Below are 20,424 nucleotides of genomic sequence, written 5' to 3'. Positions count from 1 at the left end.
GGCTGGACGATCAGTGGCGGCGGTGGATCGCCGAGAATCTGCTGCAGGGCGCGGACGTGGCGCAGATCCGCGGCGCGCTCGTCCTGCAGGGCTGCCCAGTCGCGCTGGCCGATGCCGAGATAGCCGAGGCGCAGGCCAGCCCCTATCTTCAGGGGGCGGGGCTCGCGCAGGCGCGGCTCGAGAAGCGCGACTGGGTGCTGCGCAGCCTATCCCGGCTGGCGACGATGGACGGCGGGCTGGCCATGGTGCCGCGCCATCGCGATCTGCCTGCCGATCGCTTCTTCGCCGATTTCTATGCCGCGAACCGGCCCGTGCTGCTCGACGGGTTGGTCGACGGTTGGGCGGCGCGCGAATGGAGTTTCGCCGGCCTCGCGGCGCGGTTCGCCGACGTCGAGACCGAGGTGCAGGAAGGACGTGAGCGCGATCCCGCCTATGAGATTAACATGGCGCAGCTGCGCGTGCGCCGCCGGTTCGGCGATGTCGTCGCGCGGATCGAGCGCGGGGGGGCGAGCAACGATTTCTATGTGACCGCGAACAATGGCGGCCATAACCGCGCTGCGCTGGCCGATCTGTGGCACGATACCGGCCCGATCCCTGGCATCCTTGCCGAAGATGGCCCCGCTGCCGGCTATTTCTGGATGGGGCCGCAGGGTACGATCACCCCGTTCCACCATGATCTCACCAACAATCTGCTGGTACAGTTCGTCGGTACGAAGCGCGTGACGCTGGCGCCGATCTGGGAGACGCCGCGGATGCGCAACCATATCCACTGCTATTCGCAGTGGGATGGCCCCGCCGCGATCGCCGCCGCGCCGGAGGCCGACCGCCCGGCCATCATCCACTGTGATCTCGGGCCCGGCGATACGCTCTTCATTCCGGTCGGCTGGTGGCATCATGTCGAGGCGCTGGAGCCGACGATCGGAATGAGCTTCACAGGGTTCGCCCGGCCGAACGACCATTATTCGGACTATCGCAGCTTCGGCGCTCTCTGACCTGCGACGGTGATGCGCCGAACACTATGGCTGGTGCGTCCGGCTGAATTGACGTGATTTGAACGCAGGTTAAGACGGCGCACCCGGCGCGTTCCGCGTGCGGGCATCACCAGATCGTCCATGGCCCGCCGAACCGTTCCACCCCGCATCCATCGCCGCCTGCCGGTACGCTCGCTCCTGTTCCTCGGCCTGTTCGCCGCAGTGCTGGCAGGCGCGCTGCTGCTGGTGAATGCCGGTATCGCGCGGCAGCGCGCGGCCGAAGTCGCCGCGGCGAAACCGGTCATCGTGACGGCGCCGATCGCGCGGGACGTGCGGCCGCCGGCCGGCCGGCATGCGATCGACTATGCGCGGATCGATGCCCGGCTCGGCCAGATCATGGCACGCCGCGATATGGTGGGGCTCGGCATCGCAGTCGTCGAGGATGGCCGGCTGAGCTTCGTGAAAGGCTATGGCCTGGTCAGCGCCGACCGGCCCGAGCCGGTGACGCCCGCGACGGTATTTCGCTGGGCATCGCTGTCGAAGGGGGTCGCGGGAACGCTGGTCGCCGAGCTGGCCGCCAAGGGCAAGTTGTCGCTCGACGATCCCGTCTCGCGCTATTCGCGATCGCTGAAGCTGCCCGACGGCGGCGAGAAGCGAGTGACGGTGGCCGAGCTGCTGTCCCACCGCACCGGCATCGTGAAGAATGCCTATGACGATCGGCTGGAAGATAACGAGGATCCCCGCAGCATCCGCCGGCTGCTCGGCACCCTCGATCGCTATTGCGCGCCGGGCAGTTGCTTCACCTACCAGAATGTCGCGTTCGATGCCGCCAGCGAGGTCGTGGAGCGGGTAACCGGCCAGCCTTACGCCGCAGTCGCGCGATCGATGCTCTTCAAGCCGATCGGGATGAGCAGCGCGAGCACGACGCGCGAGGGGCTTGAACGATCGGCCAGCTGGGCGCGACCGCATCGCGGTCGCACCGTCCGCAAGGTGGAGGATGCCTATTACCGAGTGCCTGCCGCCGGCGGCGTCAACAGCTCGGTCTTCGATCTCGGCTTGTGGATGCGCGCGCAGATGGGCGAGGGCGGGGCGATCCCGAAGAAGGTCCTCGGCGAGATCCACCAGTCGCGCGTTTTGACCCCGGCGCGTCGCGGCCGCGCCGATTATGATCGCGCGATGGAGCGCAATGGCTATGGCCTGGGCTGGCGCGAGCATGAATATGCCGGCCACCGGCTGATCGGTCATCGCGGCGCGGTCGATGGCTATCGATCGCTGATCCTGTTCGATCCGGCCCGCAAGACGGGCGTGGCGATGTTGTGGAATTCGAACAGCAACCGGCCCACCGGTCTGCCGCTGGAGATCCTCGACATGCTGTACAAGCGCCCGGCAAAGGACTGGGTGCGGCTGGACGATTGATTGCAACCCGAGTCGCGCGCGCTATAGGTCACTCGTCATGACGTCACGCCCGCGCACCTTGTACGAAAAGATCTGGGACGCCCATGTCGTCGAGCGCCGCGACGACGGCACGTGCCTGATCTATATCGATCGGCACCTCGTCCACGAAGTGACGAGCCCACAGGCGTTCGAGGGGCTGCGGGTCAGCGGACGCGGCGTGCGGCGGCCCGATCTCACGCTGGCGGTGCCCGATCACAACCTGCCGACCACCGCGCGGCGCGATACCAGCGGCAACCGCATCCCCATCGCCGATCCGGCATCGGCCGAGCAGCTGGCCGCGCTTGCGCGCAACGCGCCCGAGTTCGGCATCCGCTATATCGAGGACACCGCCGCAGAGCAGGGCATCGTCCATGTCGTGGGGCCGGAACAGGGCTTCTCGCTGCCTGGCACGACGATCGTCTGTGGCGACAGCCATACATCGGCGCATGGCGGCCTTGGCGCGCTGGCGTTCGGCATCGGCACGTCCGAAGTCGAGCATGTGCTGGCCACGCAGACACTGCTGTTGTCGCCATCCAGGACGATGGAGATCCGGGTCGAGGGTGCGCTGGGCTTTGCGGTCACCCCCAAGGACGTGATCCTGCACATCATCGGGCGGATCGGTGCGGCCGGCGGCACCGGCCATGTGATCGAATATACCGGCAACGTGTTCCGCGGGATGTCGGTCGAGGGACGGCTGACGGTCGCCAACATGTCGATCGAGGCAGGCGCGCGCGCCGGGCTGATCGCTGCCGACGATATGGTGTTCGACTGGCTAAAGGGTCGGCCGATGGCGCCGACCGGCGACGCATGGGACAAGGCCGTCGCCTGGTGGCGTACGCTGCCGAGCGATCCTGGTGCCGTCTACGATAAGGCGATCCACATCGACGCAGCGGAAATCGCGCCGAGCCTGACCTGGGGTACCAGCCCCGAAGACGTGGTGCCGATCACCGGATCGGTGCCCGATCCCGAGAGCTTCGCCGATCCATCCAAGCAGGAGGCCGCGCGCAAGTCGCTGGCCTATATGGGGCTGGTCCCGGGCACGCGGATGCAGGACGTGGCGGTCGACAACATCTTCATCGGCAGCTGCACCAACAGCCGGATCGAGGATCTGCGCGCCGCCGCCGCGGTGGTTCGGGGTCGACGGGTCGCAGGCGGCATCCGGCAGGCGCTGGTGGTTCCGGGATCCGGTCTCGTGAAGCGCCAGGCTGAAGCCGAGGGGCTGGACCGGATCTTTACGGATGCCGGCTTCGAATGGCGCGAGCCCGGCTGTTCGATGTGTCTGGGCATGAATCCGGACAAGGTGCCGGCGGGGGAACGCTGTGCGTCCACCTCGAATTGTAATTTCGTCGGGCGGCAGGGGCCGGGGTCGCGCACGCACCTGCTTTCGCCCGCAATGGCGGCAGCCGCCGCAGTGACGGGGCGGCTGACCGACGTGCGCGAACTGATGGGGGCGTAACATCATGCGTAAGATCATCTATCTGCTGGCACTGGGCGCGATCGGCGCCGGGCTGGCCGCCTATGCCGCGCCGCTGCCGAGCCGCGCCAAGGCGCAGCCGGGCGAAGTGGTTCCCGAGCCCGAAGCACGGCGGTGACACCCGCATTTGCCCTGCTCGCCGCAGCGCTGGCGGCACCGGCGGCGGTGCAATCGCCGACCAGCGTGACGCTGACTGCATTCGAATGCGGGCGGCTGGTGCAGGAGGATCTGGGCTGGTTCTCCGATACGTTGCGCTTCAAGGGCGAGCAACGTGAGCTGGTGGCGGGCTGCTACATCATCCGCCACCCAAAGGGCGTTCTGCTGTGGGATACCGGGCTCGATCCCGCGATGATCGGCGCGCCGCAGGGCGGCATGAGCGTGACGACGCGGATCACCGATCGGCTGAAGGCGCTCGGGCTCACCGCGGCCCAGATCACCCATGTTGGCATCAGCCACCATCACGCAGATCATAGCGGCGGCGCGGCGGACTTTCCCAATGCCGAGCTGCTGATCGGCAAGGGCGATGTCGATGCGCTGAAGGCGAAGCCGGCAGACGAGCGCGATGTCCGCCAGTTGACGCACTGGCTGACGGGCGGCGGCAAGCTGACCGCGATTTCGGGCGACAAGGACGTGTTCGGCGATGGCAGCGTGACCATGCTGGCGATGCCCGGCCACACCCCCGGTCACAGCGCGCTGCTGGTGCGGCTGCCGAAATCGGGCGCGGTGCTGCTGACCGGCGACGAATATCATTTCCGCGAGAATCGCGCAGTGCGCGGCGTGCCCACCTTCAACGCCAACCGCGCCGATACGCTGGCTTCCCATGATCGCTTCGAGGAGATCGCCAAGCTGCTGAAGGCGCGCGTCGTGATTCAGCATGATCCGCGCGACATGGCGGAGCTGCCCGCCTTCCCGAAGGCGCTCGACTGATGCAGCCCGTCCGCCAGGTCGAAGGGCGCGCCTATCCGCTGGGGCGGAAGAATGTCGATACCGACGTGATCATCCCGGCCGAATATCTAAAGACGATCAGCCGGCAGGGCCTGGGCCGCGGTGCCTTCGAGACGATCCGGGCCGAGCCTGGCAACGTGTTCGACGATCCCGAATATGCCGGCGCGCCGATCCTGATCGCCGGCGATAATTTCGGCTGCGGTTCGAGCCGCGAGCACGCCGCCTGGGCGCTCGACGACATGGGTGTGAAGGCGGTGATCGCCCCCAGCTTTTCCGACATCTTCTCGGGCAATGCATTCAAGAACGGCATCGTGACGGTGGTGCTGCCGCAGGATGCGATCGATCGGCTGATGGAAGTCGCCAAGACCGATCCGATCCATGTCGATCTCGAGGCGGGGACCGTCACGACCCGTTTCCAGGACCGCTTCAGCTTCACGCTCGATCCGTTCCGCCGCCAGTGCCTGCTGGAAGGGCTCGACGAGGTCGGGCTCACAATGCAGCGCGGAGCCCAAATCGCGGCCTATGAGGCGAAGGCGGCGGCGGAACGGCCCTGGCTGTAAAGCGACGGCCGAGCCAGGCCGCCCATGTGAGAGGATAGGCGTTTCATGCATGCTCTGCTTTCGACCCGCCCCGGCGGCCCGGAAACGCTGAAGATCTTCGACGTGCCCGATCCCGTGGCAAGCTCCGGCGAATTGCTGGTCGACGTGAAGGCCTGCGCGATCAATTTCCCCGACGTGCTGGTGATCGAGGACAAATATCAGTTCAAACCGAAGCGCCCGTTCGCACCCGGCAACGAGATCGCCGGCATCGTGGCGGCGGTGGGCGAGGGCGTCGAGGGCTGGGCACCCGGCGACCGGGTGATCGCGATGCTGGGCCATGGCGGCCTTGCAGAAAAGGCGGTGGTGCCCGCCGCCGGCGCGCTGCGGCTGCCCGAGGGGCGCAGCTTCGCCGAAGGGTCCGCGTTGCTGATGACCTATGCCACCACCATCCATGCACTGCTCGACCGCGGGCGCCTGCGTGCGGGTGAAACGCTGCTGGTGCTGGGTGCGGCGGGCGGCGTGGGGCTGGCCGCGGTCGAGCTCGGTCGCGCGTTCGGTGCGCGCGTGGTGGCGGCGGTCTCCTCCGAGGAAAAGGCAGCCGTCGTGCGCGAAGCGGGAGCCGATCAGGTGATCGTCTATCCGCGCGGGCCGTTCGAGCCCAATCAGGCGCGCGCGCTGACCGAACAGTTCAAGCAGGCTGTCGGCAAGGACGGCGCGCACATGATCTACGATCCGGTCGGTGGCGCCTATGCAGAACCCGCTCTGCGTGCGATCGCCTGGGAGGGACGTTATCTCGTTGTCGGCTTTCCGGCCGGCATCCCGCACCTGCCGCTCAACCTGACGCTGTTGAAGAGCTGCGATGTCTGCGGCGTGTTCTGGGGCGCGTTCGCCGCGCGCGATCCGGCCGCCAATGCCGCGCATGTCGCGCATCTGTTCCGGCTGTGGGAAGCCGGCCAGATCCATCCGCGCGTGACCGAGACCTTCCCGTTGGAACGCGGTGGCGATGCCATTGCGAAGATGGCGGCGCGCGGCGCGATCGGCAAACTGGTCGTCACGATGGACTGAGTGGGCCGCAGGCGTTGCGCCTGCCGCCCGCCGGCCCTATCTCGAACTCACAGCATAGAGGGGCCGGCATGACGACTTTCGACGATCGCGAGCGCGCTTTCGAAAACCAGTTCGCGCACGACCAGGAGATGGCGTTCCGGATCGTTGCCCGGCGCAACCGCTTGGTCGCCGTCTGGGCTGCCGAGCTGATGGGGCTGACCGCCGAGGAAACGGACGCCTATGCCAAGGCTGTCGTACAGGCCGATTTCGAGGAAGCCGGCGACGAGGACGTGATCCGCAAGCTGCTGGGCGACCTCACATCGGCAGGCGTCGATATGGACGATGCCCGTGTGCGCGACGAACTGGCCGCCAAGCTGATCGAGGCGCGACGCCAGCTGCTGGAAGCGAAGTAAGCGATGCCGATGGCGGCGGACGAGATCGAGGCGCTGATCCGGGGCGCCATCCCCGATGCCCGCATCGAGATTACCGATCTGGCCGGTGACGGCGATCATTATGCCGCCCGCGTGGTGGCCGAGAGTTTCCGCGGCGTATCGCGCATCGAGCGCACTCGCCGCGTCTATGATGCCCTGGGCGGGCGGATGGGCGGCGCGCTTCACGCGCTGCAACTGACAACCGCGCTGCCCGATCAGGAGTGACGATGATGACCGACGACGCCCAGGCCCGGATCGCGCAGGCCGTGAATGCCGCCGATGTGCTGCTGTTCATGAAGGGGACGCCATTGTTCCCGCAGTGCGGCTTTTCCAGCCGTGCGGTCGCGATCCTCGATCATCTCGGCGTCGAATATGCCAGCATCGATGTGCTGCAGGATCAGGGCATCCGTCAGGGCATCAAGCAATTCTCGGACTGGCCGACGATCCCGCAGCTCTATGTGAAGGGCGAGTTCATCGGCGGATCGGACATCATGATGGAGATGTACGAGGCGGGCGAACTGGCCGAACTGCTCGATGAGAAGGGTGTCGCGCGCGCCGCGTGATGGCGCCTGAGCCTCAAACCGCGACACAGCGAATGATGCCCAGGCGCCGACGAGACTGCGCCGCGCGGTATGGCTGCGTTTTGGGATGAGGTGAGACGCGCGGTGGGTGCTTGCATTTCCCACATGCGCCACGATCCGGTTAGGAACAGCTACGGCCGCAAGGCTCACCGTGTCACACGCATCTCACAGGTCGTTTAGCCAGTCTGTAGTTCGCGGGCAATGGGCCGTCGGCAGGCGGGTTTGCGGTCGCGGGTTGGCAGGCGCCGTACGATTGGCGGTCAGCGATGTCCGGTCCTGCCAGTGGTCCCTTGCAGGGCGTCAGAGCTGCGCGAATTCGAGGGGGGCGGCGGGCCGGCGCTTGGGGGGAAGCTTGCGCCGGCCCGCCTGTCTGAAGCGGAACGTTGGAACATAACTAGCTTTGCACCCGGCGTGCCAATCGGCGCGATAGACGGCGATCCGCAGCTCTCGATGGTGTCTGCGATATTAACCGGTCGCGCGTCTGTCAGGATTTCCGACACCAGACGCTGCCCTTCACATTCCCGGCCGCGGATGCCACATCGACCGGTATGACCGATCCCGCCCCCGATACGGTGGTCACGCTGCACCCGCTGGTGCGCCGCGTCCTTGCCGCCAATCCGTCGGCCTTCACCTATACCGGCACGCAGACCTATCTGGTCGGGCGCGGCGAGGTCGCGGTGATCGATCCCGGGCCCGACCTGCCCGAGCATGTCGACGCGATCCTGGCCGCCACTGCCGGCGAACGGATCGTCGCGATCTGCTGTACGCATACCCATCGCGACCACAGCCCTGCCACGCGCCCGCTGAAGGCTGCGACCGGCGCCCCGATCATCGGCTGCGCCCCGCTCGCGATCGACGATGACGGGCCACGCGCCGATGCCGCGTTCGACAGTCTCTATCGCCCTGACCGGATCCTGGCGGATGGTGAGCGGCTGAACGGGCCGGGCTGGACGCTGGAAGCCGTCGCGACGCCGGGCCATACGTCCAACCATCTGTGCTTCGCGCTGCCCGAGGCAGAGGCGCTGTTCACCGGCGATCATGTGATGGGCTGGTCCACCACGGTGATCTCGCCGCCCGATGGCGACATGGCCGATTATATGGCGAGCCTCGATCGGCTGATCGCACGCGAGGACCAGGTCTATTATCCGGCGCATGGCGATCCGGTCGATCGGCCGCAGCGTTTCGTGCGGAGCCTGATGGGGCACCGCCGCCAGCGCGAGGGCCAGATCCTGCGCCTGCTGGACGCTGCACCGCGACCGATCCCGGCGATGGTGGAGAAGATGTATGCCGGCATCGATCCGCGCCTGCATGGCGCGGCCGGGCGATCGGTTCTCGCCCATCTGATCGATCTCGAAGCGCGCGGGCAGGTGGTGCGCACCGGCGAGGCCTGGGCGCGGGCAGCATGATCCGCCCGGTGGTGAAATGGATCGTCGCGCTTGCAGTGGTGGCCGTGATCGCGCTTGCGATCGGCTGGTTCGCGCGGCGCGAGATCGTCCGCACGCTCGACCCCGATCCGGTCGCGGTCGCCAGCGCCAGCCTCGAATCGATGCGGGAGCAGAACCGGCTGACGGTATTGTCGGCCCGCTACGTATCCGTCACCACTGCCACCCAGCGCCGGTTCGGCCTGTCCGCGCAGAAGACGCTGATCATGCCTGGCGACGTGCGCTATGAGATCGACCTGGCGAAACTTGGCCGTGACGATGTGCGCTGGGATGCGAACGCGCGGCGGCTAAGCGTCGTGCTGCCGCCAGTCGAGGTGTCGCGGCCGGCCGTGGATCTCGATGCGATGCGCGAATATGATGCGGGCGGCGTGCTGATGCGGATCAGCGATGCCGAAGCGCGCCTCGATACCGCTAACCGTCGCGCCGGGCAGGCCGAATTGCTCCGGCAAGCCCGCGGCGCCATGCCGATGCGAATGGCGCGCGATGCGGCGCGGCGCGCAGTCGAGCGCAGTTTCGCGATGCCGTTGCAGGCGGCGGGGCTGGATGCTGCAGTCGAAGTGCGGTTCGCGGACGAGGCCGGCCCGCGCAGCGGCGAGACGTTGGATCGATCGCGCTCGCTGGAGGAAATTTACGGCAACGCCGTGCGCTGACCTATTCGGCGGCGTAGATCGTCCGCCTGGCGCTCCGCCAGCTTCCACGTCCCGTCGACATCCGTCCAGATTTTCGTCGTGCGGCGGCGGACCGATTTGTCGGCGAACCTGGCCTTGCCGACCGGTTTCAGGACTGCCTCGCCCATCAGCACCCATCGTGCGGGCCGCGAGCAGCGGCATATTCGATCCTGCGATCAAGCGTGGCATAATCGATCAGCCCGGTCTTGAGATTGTGGATCGCGTCCTTCTTGCGGGCGATCCGGTTGAACGGATTGTTGACCACCGCATCATCGGTGAACACGGCTGAGAAACCGGCCTCGTCGTGCGCCAAGATCGCAGGGTCCATCCGCTCGGTCGCAGCCAGCGCGGCGGCGATCCGCGGGTCCTTGGCGGCCTCTGCCACGGCAGCATTGGCTGTCGATCAGGCGGCGTGGGATGGCGCGGGAACAGCCGCGACGACGAGCAGCATCAATCCGGGTGCACGAATCGATCCGTCTCCGATCGTGGTCGGCGACAGTCCATCATCTGCAATGCGCGCTTTGAAGCGGGCCGCTGGCAATCGGGCACGCCATCGCTATCTAGCGGGCGAGGGAGACCGGAATGAGCGTGCAGCATCAGAGTTTGCGGGGTGTCGACATCCGCGCCGAGATCGACCGGCTGCGCAAGGAGCGCAACGCGGTGATCCTGGCGCATTATTACCAGGAGCCGGCGCTGCAGGATCTTGCCGACTTCGTTGGCGACAGCCTGGACCTGAGCCGCAAGGCCGCCGAAACCGATGCCGATGTGATCGCCTTCTGCGGCGTGCGTTTCATGGCCGAAGTCGCCAAGATCCTGTCCCCCGACAAGACGGTGATCCTGCCTGACATGGATGCCGGCTGCAGCCTTGAAGACAGCTGCCCGCCCGAGGATTTCGCAGCGTTCCGGGCGGCGCATCCGGATCATATCGCGCTGACCTACATCAATTGTTCGGCCGCGGTGAAGGCGCACTCGGACATCATCGTCACCTCGTCGTCGGCCGAGAAGATCCTGTCGCAGCTGCCAATGGATCAGAAGATCATCTTCGCGCCCGACAAGAATCTGGGCGCCTACTTCAACCGCAAGACCGGGCGCGACATGCTGTTGTGGCCGGGCGCATGCATCGTGCACGAGGCCTTTTCGGAAACCGAGCTGCTCAAGCTCAAGGCGCTGCATCCCGATGCGCCGGTTGCTGCGCACCCCGAATGCCCGGCCTATATCCTCGATCATGCCGATCAGGTGGGGTCGACGCGGGCCATCCTGGAATTTGCGCTGTCCTCGCCCGCGCACACGATCATCGTCGCCACCGAGCCGCACATCATCCACCAGATGGAAAAGGCGGCCCCGCACAAGCGCTTCATTGGCGCGCCGGGGGCGGACGGCAACTGCAACTGCAACATGTGCCCGTACATGGCGCTGAACACGATCGAGAAGCTCTATGTCGCGCTACGCGATCTGGAGCCTCGGATCGAACTGGACGAAGCGACGCGGCTTGCGGCGAAGAAGCCGCTCGATCGGATGCTGGCGATGGCGTCCGGCGCAGTCGGGCAGGGCGATGTCGGCACGCGTGTGACCGGAGACTGAGTATAAGGCCGGTCGGGCAAACCAACTGACACAGTGAAAAGGGCCCGCTTCCGGATCGGAAGCGGGCCCTCTTTCTTTGGGCGGCCCGGCGCGAAGGCCGGGCCGTCCTGATCACACGAAGATGAAGTCCGCCGGTGCGAGCACCGTCTGACCGGACACCTGGATGAAGAAGTCGGCCGCGCCGTTGCCGTCGGTATCGCCGGCGACGGTCAGCACGCCGCCCACGCGGGTGGCCTGCAATTCACCAGCCGTTCCGCTGAACGCGGCCGAACCGATGAAGGTGAAGGCGTCGACAGCGGCGGTGCCTTCGTTGGCGTCCAGATCGCTGAGATCGATCTGGTCCTGACCACGACGGAAGTCGGCGATCACGTCGGTCGCGCCGTCGGCATCGGTGAAGGCGAAGATATCGCGCCCGGCACCGCCGGTCAGGATATCGGCACCCAGGCCGCCGTCGAGACGATCGTCACCGGCATCGCCGTTGACACGATCGGCACCTGCGCCACCCAGCAGGCTATCGTTGCCCAGGCCGCCATAGATCAGATCGGCATCGTCGCCGCCGTCGATCGTGTCGTTGCCCGCGCCACCGTCAAGACGATCCGCACCGGCAAGGCCGTTCAGGATGTTGTCGCTCGACGTGCCGGTCAGCTGATCGGCAAAGGCCGAACCGATGACATTCTCGAAGCCCGAGATGGTGTCGCCAGTCGCATCCAGGCCGGTGACATTGGTCTGGAGGTTGACCGACACGGCGTCGGACGCGTTGGCATAGCTCAGCGTATCGATGCCCGTGCCGCCAGCCAGGCGATCCAGGCCACCGGTGCCGGCATCGATCAGGTTGTTGCCACTGTTGCCGGTGATCGTGTCGGCGAAGGCCGAGCCGACGACGTTCTCGATGTTCGACAGCAGATCGCCGAGCGCCCCACCGGCATTCACCCCGGTCGCCAGGTTCACGGTCACGCCCGAGAGGGCGTAGTCGTAATTGACGGTATCGACGCCGCCATTGCCGTTGATGACGTTGGCAACCGCGTTGGCATAGATCAGGTCGTCGCCCGAGCCGCCGATCGCGTTCTCGACGATGGCGCCATAGGCAATGCCCAGATTGTCGGTCATCAGGCCGTTGCGGAAGCTGTCACCCGCGATCTCGATGTAGAGGTCGTAGGTGGCCTGGGTCCGCGGCGCGAGGCCGGCGGCGGCGCGACGGGCGTTGATTTCCGCGAGTGTCGGGAAATCTTCCGAGAAATAGCCGCCCACGCTCGAGAACTGACCCGGGTTGAGGTCGATGATCGACGGGGTCGAGAAGCCCGACACGTCGATCGTGTCGATGCCACCGGCATCCCAGATCGCGGCGACCGGCATCGGGGTCTTCACGAAATCGAACGACTCGTTGCCCGAGTTGCCGTTGAAGCCATAGACCGTGTTGCCGGTGCGGGTGGTGAGATCCGCGCCGTAGAGATCCTGGATCGTGGCGATGTCATGGATCATCGGGGTCGACGGGTAACGGTAGGTCAGCAGTTCCCAGTCGATGTGGTTCGCGCCGGTCTCTTCCGAGTCCCAGTAGGACATGATCGAGTACTGGTTCGAGTCCTGGTAATATTCGGCGCCGTTCTCGTAGGTCACGTCGAAGCCGGGGCCGAAATTGTAGGCGCCCGGATGCTCGAGACCAAGCGAGTGGCCCAGCTCGTGGATCACGGTGGTCAGGCCGTACTGGCCTTCGTCGAACAGGCCGTTCGACGAGTTGATCGACGGGGTGGCGATGAAGACGTCGCCCGCGATTTCGTCATAGGTGACGACCTGGCCCTGCGAGTTGATGACCGGCTGGCCGTTGCTGTAGGTCACCGGACCATAGCTGTACGGCAGATAGGCCGAGGCCTGCGCCGGGCCGGTCGTGGTGTTCATGAAGTTGATGTCGGCGTCGCGGAAGTTCTTTTCCACGAACGAGACCGAGATCAGGTCGTCCCACTGCTTGATCGCGTCGCGGACATTGTCGCGCTGCGCGGCGTTGAGCGCGGAGAAGCCCTGGATCAGCGACGAGAAGGCCGAGATGGTCGAGCCGTTGGCAAGCTGGATCTGGTAAGGCTCGGGCAGGGTGGCACGGGTCTCGTAGAAGCCGAACGCGAGTTCGGTCAGCGGGGTGCCTTCGACATGGCTCTTGGCTTGAGCGAGCGTGTAATAACGCTCCTCGGTGATGCCGACCGCACCTTCCCAGGCAGCGCCCGACTCATAGGTCACGCCATTTTCGGTGATGAGGCCATCGCCGCGGTTCAGCTGGAAGATCACCTGATCGAGGGTGAACACCGGCTTGCCACGGATGGTGCCGCCCTGGCCGTCGACATTGGCTTCGAGATAGACGAGGTCGTCGATGTAGGCCCGGCCTAGGCCGAGATCGCCGTGGTAACCTTCGTCAAGAGACCGATACTTCGCCATGGTTTACTCCCTAACATTCGATTGAATGGGCCGCGTGGCCGCACCCTGCTGCGCAGCGATGGTTGGAAGGCGATATCGATCGCAGACGACCCGGAAGCGGCCGGGAGACGCGGCGCAGAAAGTGTCGATCGCAGGCGCGATCGGCATCAGCTACACCTGTCCCGAAGACCGAATACAGTAGGTCGCAAAGCGATAATGTCCCCAGTGCCGGCACCCAAGCGCCGTTCCGCCCTATCACCCCAAACGCTCGCAAAGCCCGATCCCGCAAAGGACCGGCCGATACTTGCCCGGCCAAGCCGGTAATGCGTCCTGCGTTGAGTTATTTGACCTTTCGCATGGTAAGTCAACGGTAGATGAATGATCAGTTAATTCAATAATTTGGCTACGTGTCCGTTCCGTTTCGGGACGGTCGCTGCCAACACCGTCGCAAACGGCTATGCGGGGCTTTCGCGAAGGTCGAAGAAAGTTCCCATGCCTAACCCCTTGAAGCTCAATCCGGCGCTCGACGGCGATGCCCTGCGCGACGTCTATCGTCGGTCCGGTCGCATCCAGATCGTCAACCTGCTGGACGAGTCGGACGCCCGTGCCCTGCTCGAGGACTTCGCGTCGCGGCGCGACTGGAAGCTTGCGATCAACCAGGGCGAGAGAGTGATCGACTTCTCGCCAGAGGCCTATGCGAAGCTTGGCGAAACCGGCCAGGCAGCCCTGTCGCGCGACGTGATCGAACGCGGCCGGCGCGGCTTCCAGTTCCGCTACGACACGATCCGCGGATCGTCCGACATGCCCGCGGATCATCCGCTGGCCCGCGTCGTGGCGCTGATGAACGCGCCGGCGACGCTCGACCTGCTTCGCCATGTGACAGACATGCCCGATATCCGTTCGGCAGACGGCCATGCCAGCCGCTATCTGCCGGGCCATTTCCTGTCGATGCATGACGATCGCATCGCCGGTCGGGGGCGGCGCGCCGCCTATGTGCTGAACCTCAATCCGAAATGGCACCCGGATTGGGGTGGCCTGCTCGCCTTCTACGATGCCCAAGGGCAGGTCGCGCGTGGCTTCGTTCCGGGCTGGAACCGGCTGAGCCTGTTCGCGGTACCGCAGCCCCATGCAGTGACCTGGGTGACGCCGCTCGCGCCGATCCCGCGAATCGCGGTAACGGGATGGCTGCTGGGCACCGACGACGGGTGACATCGCCGTTCCCGGCCGATAAGCGCCGGCCATGACCTTCCAGCTATCCGGCTTCGATCTCGACCGTTTCGTGGCTGCCACGCTGGCCGAGGATCTCGGCACTGGCGGGGACATCACCTCCGATGCGGTAATCCCGGCCGATCTCCGTTTCTGTGGCACGATCGATTCGCGCGATGCCATCAGCGTCGCAGGATTGGGGATCGCCGCGGCGTTCTTCACCGCGCTCGACGGCGACGCCTTGATCGAGCCGCTCGTGGACGATGGGGATGCGGTCGCGGCCGGCACCGATCTGATGCGCGTGACCGGCAATGCGCGCGCGCTGCTGACGGCTGAGCGATCGGCGCTGAATACGCTCCAGCATCTTTCCGGCATCGCCACGCTGACGCACGCCTATGTTGATACGATCCGCGGCACCGGCGCGATCCTGCTGGATACCCGCAAGACCATCCCGGGGCTGCGCGCGATCGAAAAATATGCGACGCGGATGGGTGGGGCGACCAACCATCGCATGGGCCTGTGGGATGCGGCGATGATCAAGGACAATCATGTCGCGGTGGCCGGCGACGTGGGCGAAGCGGTGCGCCGCGCGGTAGCCGCCGGCATCGATCGCATCATCGTCGAAGTGGATCGGATCGACCAGATCGAACCTGCGCTGGCAGCGGGTGCCACGCATCTTTTGCTCGACAATATGGACCCGGCCACGCTGCGCGGCGCAGTGACGCTGGTCGGCGGACGGGTGCCGACCGAAGCATCGGGCGGCGTGCGGCTGGACACGATCCGCGCCATCGCGGAAACGGGGGTCACCTATATCTCGGTCGGCCGGCTGACCCAGTCCGCGCCTGCGGCGGATATCGGGCTGGATTTCGTGGCGGCATGATCAAGTGTTCGATCCTGCTGGCCGCCATGGTCTCCGCGGTCCCCGGCACTGCGCTGGCACAGGCCGAGCTCTGCCGGCTCCCAGCCACCATGCCGCGGATCGAACCCGACCTGCCCGATGCCAAACAGCCGCGGCGGGTGCTGCCGATCGGCAGCTATACGCTGGCGCTGAGCTGGTCGCCCGAACAGTGCCATGGTCGCGAGCGCGATCCGCGCGAGCGGATCCAGTGCGGCAGCGGCAATCGCTTCGGCTGGGTGCTGCATGGCCTGTGGCCGGATGGGCGCGGCAGCGAATGGCCCCAATATTGCCGCCCGACCCGGTTGCTGACGCCTGCCGAACTGCGCGCCAATCTCTGCATGACGCCGTCTCCGCAGCTGCTGCAGCATGAATGGGCGAAGCACGGCACCTGCATGACGCGCCAGCCGGCGCGCTATTTCACGCAGGCGAGGCGCCACTACCAGCGGCTGCGCTTTCCCGAGATGGCGGCGCTCGCGCGCGGACGCACGACCGCGGGCGCGCTCGTCGATGCGTTCGTGCGGATCAACCCGGGCTGGCGGGCGGATATGGTTCGCGTGCGCACCAACCGGCAGGGTTGGCTTGACGAACTATGGCTCTGCATGGATGTGCGCCAGCGGCCGGTGCGCTGTCCTGCACATCAAACCGGGGCTGCCGATCAGACAGTGTTGAAGATCCGCCCGATCAATTGAGCTTGGCGCGGATCGAAGCGCCGGATCAGCGCACCAGGACCGGCGTTCCGGCCCAGGGCGTGATCGGGCCAGCGCTGTCGGACGCGAATTCCTCCGGAATCTCCTCGACCATGTGAAGAACCGCGCCCAGCCGGCCGAAGCCGACGCAGAAGGCGATCCAGCTTGCGAGCTCGACAATCTCGCCTTCGTCGAAATGCCCGCGCAGCCGATCGATCATGGCATCGTCGATCGACAGATGATCGGTCGCGAAGCGATCGGCATAAGCCAGCGCTGCGCGCTCGGCTTCGGTCAGGTCCGGTGCTTCTGACGGCTTTTCCAGCGAGCAGACCAGATTTTCATCGACGCCGTCCTCGACCGCATCCCGGTAGCGGATCGCGAGGCAGCTCCGGCACTGGTTGTGGAACGCCACCCGCAGCCGCACGAGCTCGATCAGCCGCGGGGGCAGCGTGCCGCCACGCTTGATGCCGCCGCCGAGTGCAATCAGCCCCTTCGCGATTGCCGGGCGATGCGCATAGATCCGCATCGCGCCCTGTTCGAGCGCAGTCGCCTCGTCCGCCGCGAACTGGGCCCGCAAATCGGGATCCCACTGATCGACCGGCAGCTTGGAGATCCGGGTCATCGGCGGCGTCCTTCCAGATAATCGTTCAGCACTTCGTGGAAGAAGCGCACGCGCGTTTCCTGATTGGTCAGATAGGCGTCGCGATAGCCGCGCGAATGCATGCCGCGCTGCTGCCCCTCCGCCAGCATCATATCCTGATAGACGATCTCGCCTTCCAGGTCCGGGATGCCGGCGCCGTTGTCGAAGCTTCGGTGGTCGAATTCGGCCTCGGCCAGCGGCTTCATGCCGTTCATGATCGAGTGGACTTCGGTCTGCCCTTCGACCGGATAAGCCATGCACCACAGATCGAAGGTGCATTTGCCCGGATCGGTGGGGTGCGGTTCGGTCCGGAACAAGATCAGATTGTCCGGCAGAAACGACAGCGTGACGTTGGGGAACAGCACGGTATGCGGGCTGTCGGTCAGCTCCTCGTCGTTCATATGCTCGTAGTGAACATAGCCGCGCTCCTTCCACAGCCGGCGCTTGGCGGCCTTCAGGTCGAGCCAGCCCTGCATCGTCTTGGTCTCGAAATCGGGATAGGCCGCCGGGTCGACGTCCCACTGCTGCAGAATATAGTCGAACGGGTGCGGCATGCCTTCCGGCAGGCGATCCGACAGCGACGGGCGCATCGGCTGTACGGTGCGGCCATGGCCCTGCGGATACATCTCGTGGCGCGAGGTATCGACGTCCTGGTCGATCCACGGCGGCACCTGCGGGTGCGCGGTGCGGGTGTGATAGCTTTCCGAGAAATTGTCGGTCGAGAATTTCCAGTTCGTGTTGAGATCGATCTTCATCCAGACCACGCGGACGGCGGTCTCCATCGGATAGTTCTTGTAGACCTCGGGGATCGGGTCGAGGAATTCCATCAGCGACTGGCCGTCATCGGCCATCGAATACCAGATGAACCCGCCCCAGGTATCGCAGCGCAGCTCGCGCAGCTTCAGCTTGCCGCAGGGATTGCCCTCGGGGAAGTCGTGCTGGTCCTGCGCGTTACGCAGCACCCCGTCCTTGCCCCACAGCCAGCCATGATAGGGGCATTGGAAGCCGCTGGCGACGCTGGCCGAATTCCAAACCAGCCGTTGGCCGCGATGCCCGCAGGCATTGTAGAACGCCTTGATCGAGCCGTCTTCCTGGCGGACGCAGAAGACGCTTTCGTTCATGAAGTCATGGACGACATAGTCGCCCGGCTCCGGCACTTCGGCCACGCGTCCGGCGACGTGCCAGATCCGCGTCCACATATGGTCCCATTCGCGCTTGGCGAATTCGGGCGAGGTGTAGCGGTCGCCGGTGATCGGGTCGCCGCGCAGGTTCCGCGAATCGCGCCCGTCGAGGGTCAGCGGATGCCGGATGATCTCGGTCACGATCTCTCTCCGTTATTCTGGTCTTATAATGCCATGCCGTATCACCGGCCTGTCAACCAACTGGTGTTTCGTCGAGACTTGCCAGGAAGGCACGAGTCGTCCCGGCGACGGCGCGGGCGCGATCCTTCAGGTCGGGCCATGCGTCGCGCAGCGCCTTCGATCGCTCCTCCACCGCGAAAGGCAGCCCGTCGGGCAGCCGCGAGATGAACTCGCGCAACGGGAGCCCGCCATGCCCGGTCGGCACCCGATCGTCGATCGCCTCGACCAGGATCGCCTGGGGATCGTCCACGGACGGCCCGATGCGCGGCGCATCGCAAATCTGCGCATAGCCAAGCCAGCGCGGTGGCAGCGCATCGATATCGGCGGGCGTGCCGCCGGACCGCGTCCAGTGCAGCGTATCGAGCAGGATGCCGGCGGCCGGGCTGTCGATCCGCTTCAGCATCGCGCCGGCATCATGGATCGTGCGGATCTCTGACCAGATGCCGAATTCAAGGTTGACGCGAATTCCCAGCTCCGCCCCGCGCGCCATCACCAGGCCCAGCTTGTCGGCTGTCGCGGCAGGGTCGGGATCGCTCGATACGCACAGCACGTTGCGCGCGCCCAACTCGGCACCGATTTCGACGATGCGCAGGTGATCAGGATTGGGCGGCCCGGGCTGGATCCAGACCACTTCGATGTCGAGCAGACGCAAGCCCGTATCGCGCAGCGCGCGGGTGACGGCGCGGGTGGTTTCCGCCGTCCAGTCCGCAGGCTCCATCCACATGCCGCCATAATCGAAGCCGGCGGCGGCCGCCGCTTCGACCAGCTGGACGGGCGTGGCTTCGGGCATGATGCCGGCGGCCATCGAGATCGGGTGATCGCGGCTCATATCGCTCTCCTTGTCGCCACCTTGGCGGGGTGCGGCCGATCGAGAACTGCCACATAGGACAGGCGAATGCGATCCTTCGCCGCGCGCATCATCACCGCCTTGAGATAGGGGAGAGCGCCATGCCGGCCGAGGCGATCGTGCAGAACTGCTATGTCGTGCGCGATCTTGAAGCGGCATGCGCGCGGATGCACGCCATGTACAACATCGGGCCGTTCCTGGGCGGCAGCGAATCGGTGCTCGACGATCATCGATATCGGGGCATGCCGGCGGCGCCGATCCGTCTGCGCGGCGTCTTCGTCCAATCGGGCGATCTCAATATCGAATTGGTCCAGATCCTGTCGCAGGGTCCGGACGCCTTCCACGACATGTATCCGGCCGGGGCGGAAGGCTTCCACCATGTTGCGATGTTCTGCGACGATTATGAAGCCACTCGCGACCGGATCGTCGCGCAGGGTTGCCCGGTGGCCAGCGCCTTCACCGTCGCCTGGGGACCGGAGATCTGCTACCTGGATGCGCGCGACAGTCTCGGCCACATGATCGAACTCTATCCCGAGGATGCGCGGATCCGCGCCATGTATGCGCAGGCCAGCGATGCCGCGCATGACTGGGATCGGCGCGAACTGATCATTCCCTGGGCGCTGTAGCGCGGCCGCCGGCCGCCCACGGCAGACTGGCAAGTCTGCCGCGACCGACGACCGGCGGCACGCCGCCCTTTATTCCGCGGCGACCAGTTCCGGTCGTGCCCGCGGGACGAAGGGGCAGGTCTCCTCCTTTTCCGCCAGGTCGAACACGAACAGCAGTTTGGCGAGGCCGCCCAGGAAGCTCATAACCGTGCCCAGTTCCAGGATCTGCGCGTCGTCGAAATGACGCTTCAGTTCCGCATAGAGCTCGGGCTCCAGATGGCCCTGCTGGTTGGTCATCAGGAACTCGTCGGCAAGCTTCAACACCGCGCGCTCCGCATCGGTGAAGATGCTGCGATCGCCTTCGATCGCTTCGAGCTGCTCGACCGAATAGCCGGCTTCCTTGGCGCCCTCGGTATTGCCAAGATTGCAGCTGCGGCAGCCATGGCCCAGGCTCATCCGCAGGCGGGCCAGCTGCTTGTAGCGCGGTTCAACCCGGCCGCCGAAGAAGATCTTCTCGTAGAAATCCTTCATCGTGAAATCGAGCAGTTCGGGGGCCCCCGCAAATGCCTCGACATAGGCGGCCTGGCCGGTCAGTGCCTGCAGCCAATCCCAGGTGTCGATAAGATTTTCGGGCAGCTCGTTGCGGCCGTAGCGGCGGATTCCAGCCATGC

General features: G+C 65.8%; 24 protein-coding genes. 17 read left to right on the top strand and 7 right to left on the bottom strand.

The genetic code is table 11. From position 1 onward, the window contains the following. The first annotated feature begins 56 nt into the window (after window positions 1-56). The 12 genes from ABC347_RS06995 (at window position 57) to ABC347_RS06940 (ending at window position 9,511) form a co-directional block, all read left to right on the top strand. Entirely contained in the window at window positions 57-992 is a 936-nt protein-coding gene (locus ABC347_RS06995) for a cupin-like domain-containing protein (RefSeq protein WP_413245015.1), read from the top strand. Window positions 993-1,112: 120 nt separating this feature from the next. Next, complete coding sequence (locus ABC347_RS06990) at window positions 1,113-2,387, top strand: serine hydrolase domain-containing protein (RefSeq protein WP_413245014.1); 1,275 nt, start codon at window positions 1,113-1,115, stop codon at window positions 2,385-2,387. Window positions 2,388-2,424: 37 nt separating this feature from the next. Further along, window positions 2,425-3,861 (top strand): 3-isopropylmalate dehydratase large subunit, encoded by a 1,437-nt coding sequence (gene leuC, locus ABC347_RS06985; RefSeq protein WP_413245013.1) that lies wholly within the window; start codon window positions 2,425-2,427, stop codon window positions 3,859-3,861. A 4-nt stretch (window positions 3,862-3,865) separates the two neighbouring features. Beyond that, the gene (locus tag ABC347_RS06980) at window positions 3,866-3,997 is read left to right on the top strand and encodes a hypothetical protein (RefSeq protein ID WP_413245012.1); all 132 of its coding nucleotides are present in this window, start codon (window positions 3,866-3,868) and stop codon (window positions 3,995-3,997) included. Then, entirely contained in the window at window positions 3,994-4,806 is an 813-nt protein-coding gene (locus ABC347_RS06975; RefSeq protein WP_413245011.1) for an N-acyl homoserine lactonase family protein, read from the top strand. The genes ABC347_RS06980 and ABC347_RS06975 overlap by 4 nt, the downstream gene beginning before the upstream one ends. Further along, window positions 4,806-5,384, top strand: a complete 579-nt coding sequence (leuD, locus tag ABC347_RS06970; RefSeq protein WP_413245010.1) for a 3-isopropylmalate dehydratase small subunit — start codon at window positions 4,806-4,808, stop codon at window positions 5,382-5,384. The genes ABC347_RS06975 and leuD overlap by 1 nt, the downstream gene beginning before the upstream one ends. Before the next feature lie 45 nt (window positions 5,385-5,429). Next, entirely contained in the window at window positions 5,430-6,428 is a 999-nt protein-coding gene (locus tag ABC347_RS06965) for an NADPH:quinone oxidoreductase family protein (protein ID WP_413245009.1), read from the top strand. 68 nt (window positions 6,429-6,496) lie between these two features. Next, window positions 6,497-6,820 carry a DUF1476 domain-containing protein gene (locus ABC347_RS06960; RefSeq protein ID WP_413245008.1) on the top strand — a complete coding sequence of 108 codons (324 nt, stop codon included), beginning with the start codon at window positions 6,497-6,499 and terminating at the stop codon, window positions 6,818-6,820. Between the two features lie 3 nt (window positions 6,821-6,823). Further along, a complete protein-coding gene (locus tag ABC347_RS06955) occupies window positions 6,824-7,063 on the top strand; it encodes a BolA/IbaG family iron-sulfur metabolism protein (RefSeq protein ID WP_413245007.1) in 240 nt (79 codons plus the stop codon). A 5-nt stretch (window positions 7,064-7,068) separates the two neighbouring features. After that, window positions 7,069-7,401 (top strand): Grx4 family monothiol glutaredoxin, encoded by a 333-nt coding sequence (gene grxD / locus ABC347_RS06950; protein WP_413245006.1) that lies wholly within the window; start codon window positions 7,069-7,071, stop codon window positions 7,399-7,401. Between the two features lie 566 nt (window positions 7,402-7,967). Then, complete coding sequence (locus ABC347_RS06945) at window positions 7,968-8,825, top strand: MBL fold metallo-hydrolase (protein WP_413245005.1); 858 nt, start codon at window positions 7,968-7,970, stop codon at window positions 8,823-8,825. Further along, window positions 8,822-9,511 carry a DUF4230 domain-containing protein gene (locus ABC347_RS06940; RefSeq protein WP_413245004.1) on the top strand — a complete coding sequence of 230 codons (690 nt, stop codon included), beginning with the start codon at window positions 8,822-8,824 and terminating at the stop codon, window positions 9,509-9,511. Before ABC347_RS06945 ends, ABC347_RS06940 begins: the two co-directional genes overlap by 4 nt. On the opposite strand, the gene ABC347_RS06935 is transcribed toward ABC347_RS06940, so the two are convergent. Then, window positions 9,490-9,657: a hypothetical protein gene (locus ABC347_RS06935; RefSeq protein ID WP_413245003.1), complete on the bottom strand. Its 168-nt coding sequence runs from the start codon at window positions 9,655-9,657 to the stop codon at window positions 9,490-9,492. The two genes, ABC347_RS06940 and ABC347_RS06935, sit on opposite strands and share 22 nt — an antisense overlap. Then, window positions 9,657-9,914, bottom strand: a complete 258-nt coding sequence (locus tag ABC347_RS06930) for a nuclear transport factor 2 family protein (RefSeq protein WP_413245002.1) — start codon at window positions 9,912-9,914, stop codon at window positions 9,657-9,659. The genes ABC347_RS06935 and ABC347_RS06930 overlap by 1 nt, the downstream gene beginning before the upstream one ends. A 197-nt stretch (window positions 9,915-10,111) precedes the next feature. Here ABC347_RS06930 and nadA point away from each other — a divergent pair, with 197 nt between their 5' ends. Next, a complete protein-coding gene (nadA, locus tag ABC347_RS06925) occupies window positions 10,112-11,110 on the top strand; it encodes a quinolinate synthase NadA (RefSeq protein WP_413245001.1) in 999 nt (332 codons plus the stop codon). Window positions 11,111-11,221: 111 nt separating this feature from the next. Here nadA and ABC347_RS06920 read toward each other — a convergent pair whose 3' ends face one another. Next, window positions 11,222-13,531, bottom strand: a complete 2,310-nt coding sequence (locus ABC347_RS06920) for a M10 family metallopeptidase (protein ID WP_413245000.1) — start codon at window positions 13,529-13,531, stop codon at window positions 11,222-11,224. Between the two features lie 471 nt (window positions 13,532-14,002). Here ABC347_RS06920 and ABC347_RS06915 point away from each other — a divergent pair, with 471 nt between their 5' ends. From ABC347_RS06915 to ABC347_RS06905, 3 genes are read left to right on the top strand one after another with little or no spacing between them, the layout of a single operon-like run. After that, the gene (locus tag ABC347_RS06915; RefSeq protein ID WP_413244999.1) at window positions 14,003-14,719 is read left to right on the top strand and encodes a 2OG-Fe(II) oxygenase; all 717 of its coding nucleotides are present in this window, start codon (window positions 14,003-14,005) and stop codon (window positions 14,717-14,719) included. Between the two features lie 31 nt (window positions 14,720-14,750). Next, window positions 14,751-15,596 carry a carboxylating nicotinate-nucleotide diphosphorylase gene (nadC, locus tag ABC347_RS06910; protein WP_413244998.1) on the top strand — a complete coding sequence of 282 codons (846 nt, stop codon included), beginning with the start codon at window positions 14,751-14,753 and terminating at the stop codon, window positions 15,594-15,596. Next, window positions 15,593-16,303: a ribonuclease T2 gene (locus ABC347_RS06905; protein ID WP_413244997.1), complete on the top strand. Its 711-nt coding sequence runs from the start codon at window positions 15,593-15,595 to the stop codon at window positions 16,301-16,303. The genes nadC and ABC347_RS06905 overlap by 4 nt, the downstream gene beginning before the upstream one ends. A gap of 25 nt (window positions 16,304-16,328) precedes the next feature. Here ABC347_RS06905 and ABC347_RS06900 read toward each other — a convergent pair whose 3' ends face one another. From ABC347_RS06900 to ABC347_RS06890, 3 genes are read right to left on the bottom strand one after another with little or no spacing between them, the layout of a single operon-like run. Continuing rightward, window positions 16,329-16,922: a carboxymuconolactone decarboxylase family protein gene (locus tag ABC347_RS06900; protein ID WP_413244996.1), complete on the bottom strand. Its 594-nt coding sequence runs from the start codon at window positions 16,920-16,922 to the stop codon at window positions 16,329-16,331. Next, window positions 16,919-18,262: an aromatic ring-hydroxylating oxygenase subunit alpha gene (locus ABC347_RS06895; protein ID WP_413244995.1), complete on the bottom strand. Its 1,344-nt coding sequence runs from the start codon at window positions 18,260-18,262 to the stop codon at window positions 16,919-16,921. Before ABC347_RS06895 ends, ABC347_RS06900 begins: the two co-directional genes overlap by 4 nt. A gap of 52 nt (window positions 18,263-18,314) precedes the next feature. Next, window positions 18,315-19,130: a sugar phosphate isomerase/epimerase family protein gene (locus tag ABC347_RS06890; RefSeq protein WP_413244994.1), complete on the bottom strand. Its 816-nt coding sequence runs from the start codon at window positions 19,128-19,130 to the stop codon at window positions 18,315-18,317. A 119-nt stretch (window positions 19,131-19,249) separates the two neighbouring features. Between ABC347_RS06890 and ABC347_RS06885 the strand changes: the two genes are divergently transcribed. Next, window positions 19,250-19,774 carry a VOC family protein gene (locus tag ABC347_RS06885; protein ID WP_413244993.1) on the top strand — a complete coding sequence of 175 codons (525 nt, stop codon included), beginning with the start codon at window positions 19,250-19,252 and terminating at the stop codon, window positions 19,772-19,774. Between the two features lie 69 nt (window positions 19,775-19,843). Here ABC347_RS06885 and ABC347_RS06880 read toward each other — a convergent pair whose 3' ends face one another. After that, window positions 19,844-20,422 carry a carboxymuconolactone decarboxylase family protein gene (locus tag ABC347_RS06880; RefSeq protein WP_413244992.1) on the bottom strand — a complete coding sequence of 193 codons (579 nt, stop codon included), beginning with the start codon at window positions 20,420-20,422 and terminating at the stop codon, window positions 19,844-19,846. Window positions 20,423-20,424 lie beyond the last annotated feature (2 nt).

This window comes from Sphingomonas canaveralia (genome assembly GCF_047238125.1).
Classification (GTDB): Bacteria; Pseudomonadota; Alphaproteobacteria; order Sphingomonadales; family Sphingomonadaceae; genus JBDFMH01.
The sequence above is the reverse complement of the archived record's forward strand: the minus strand, read 5'-3'. Positions and strand labels throughout refer to the sequence as shown.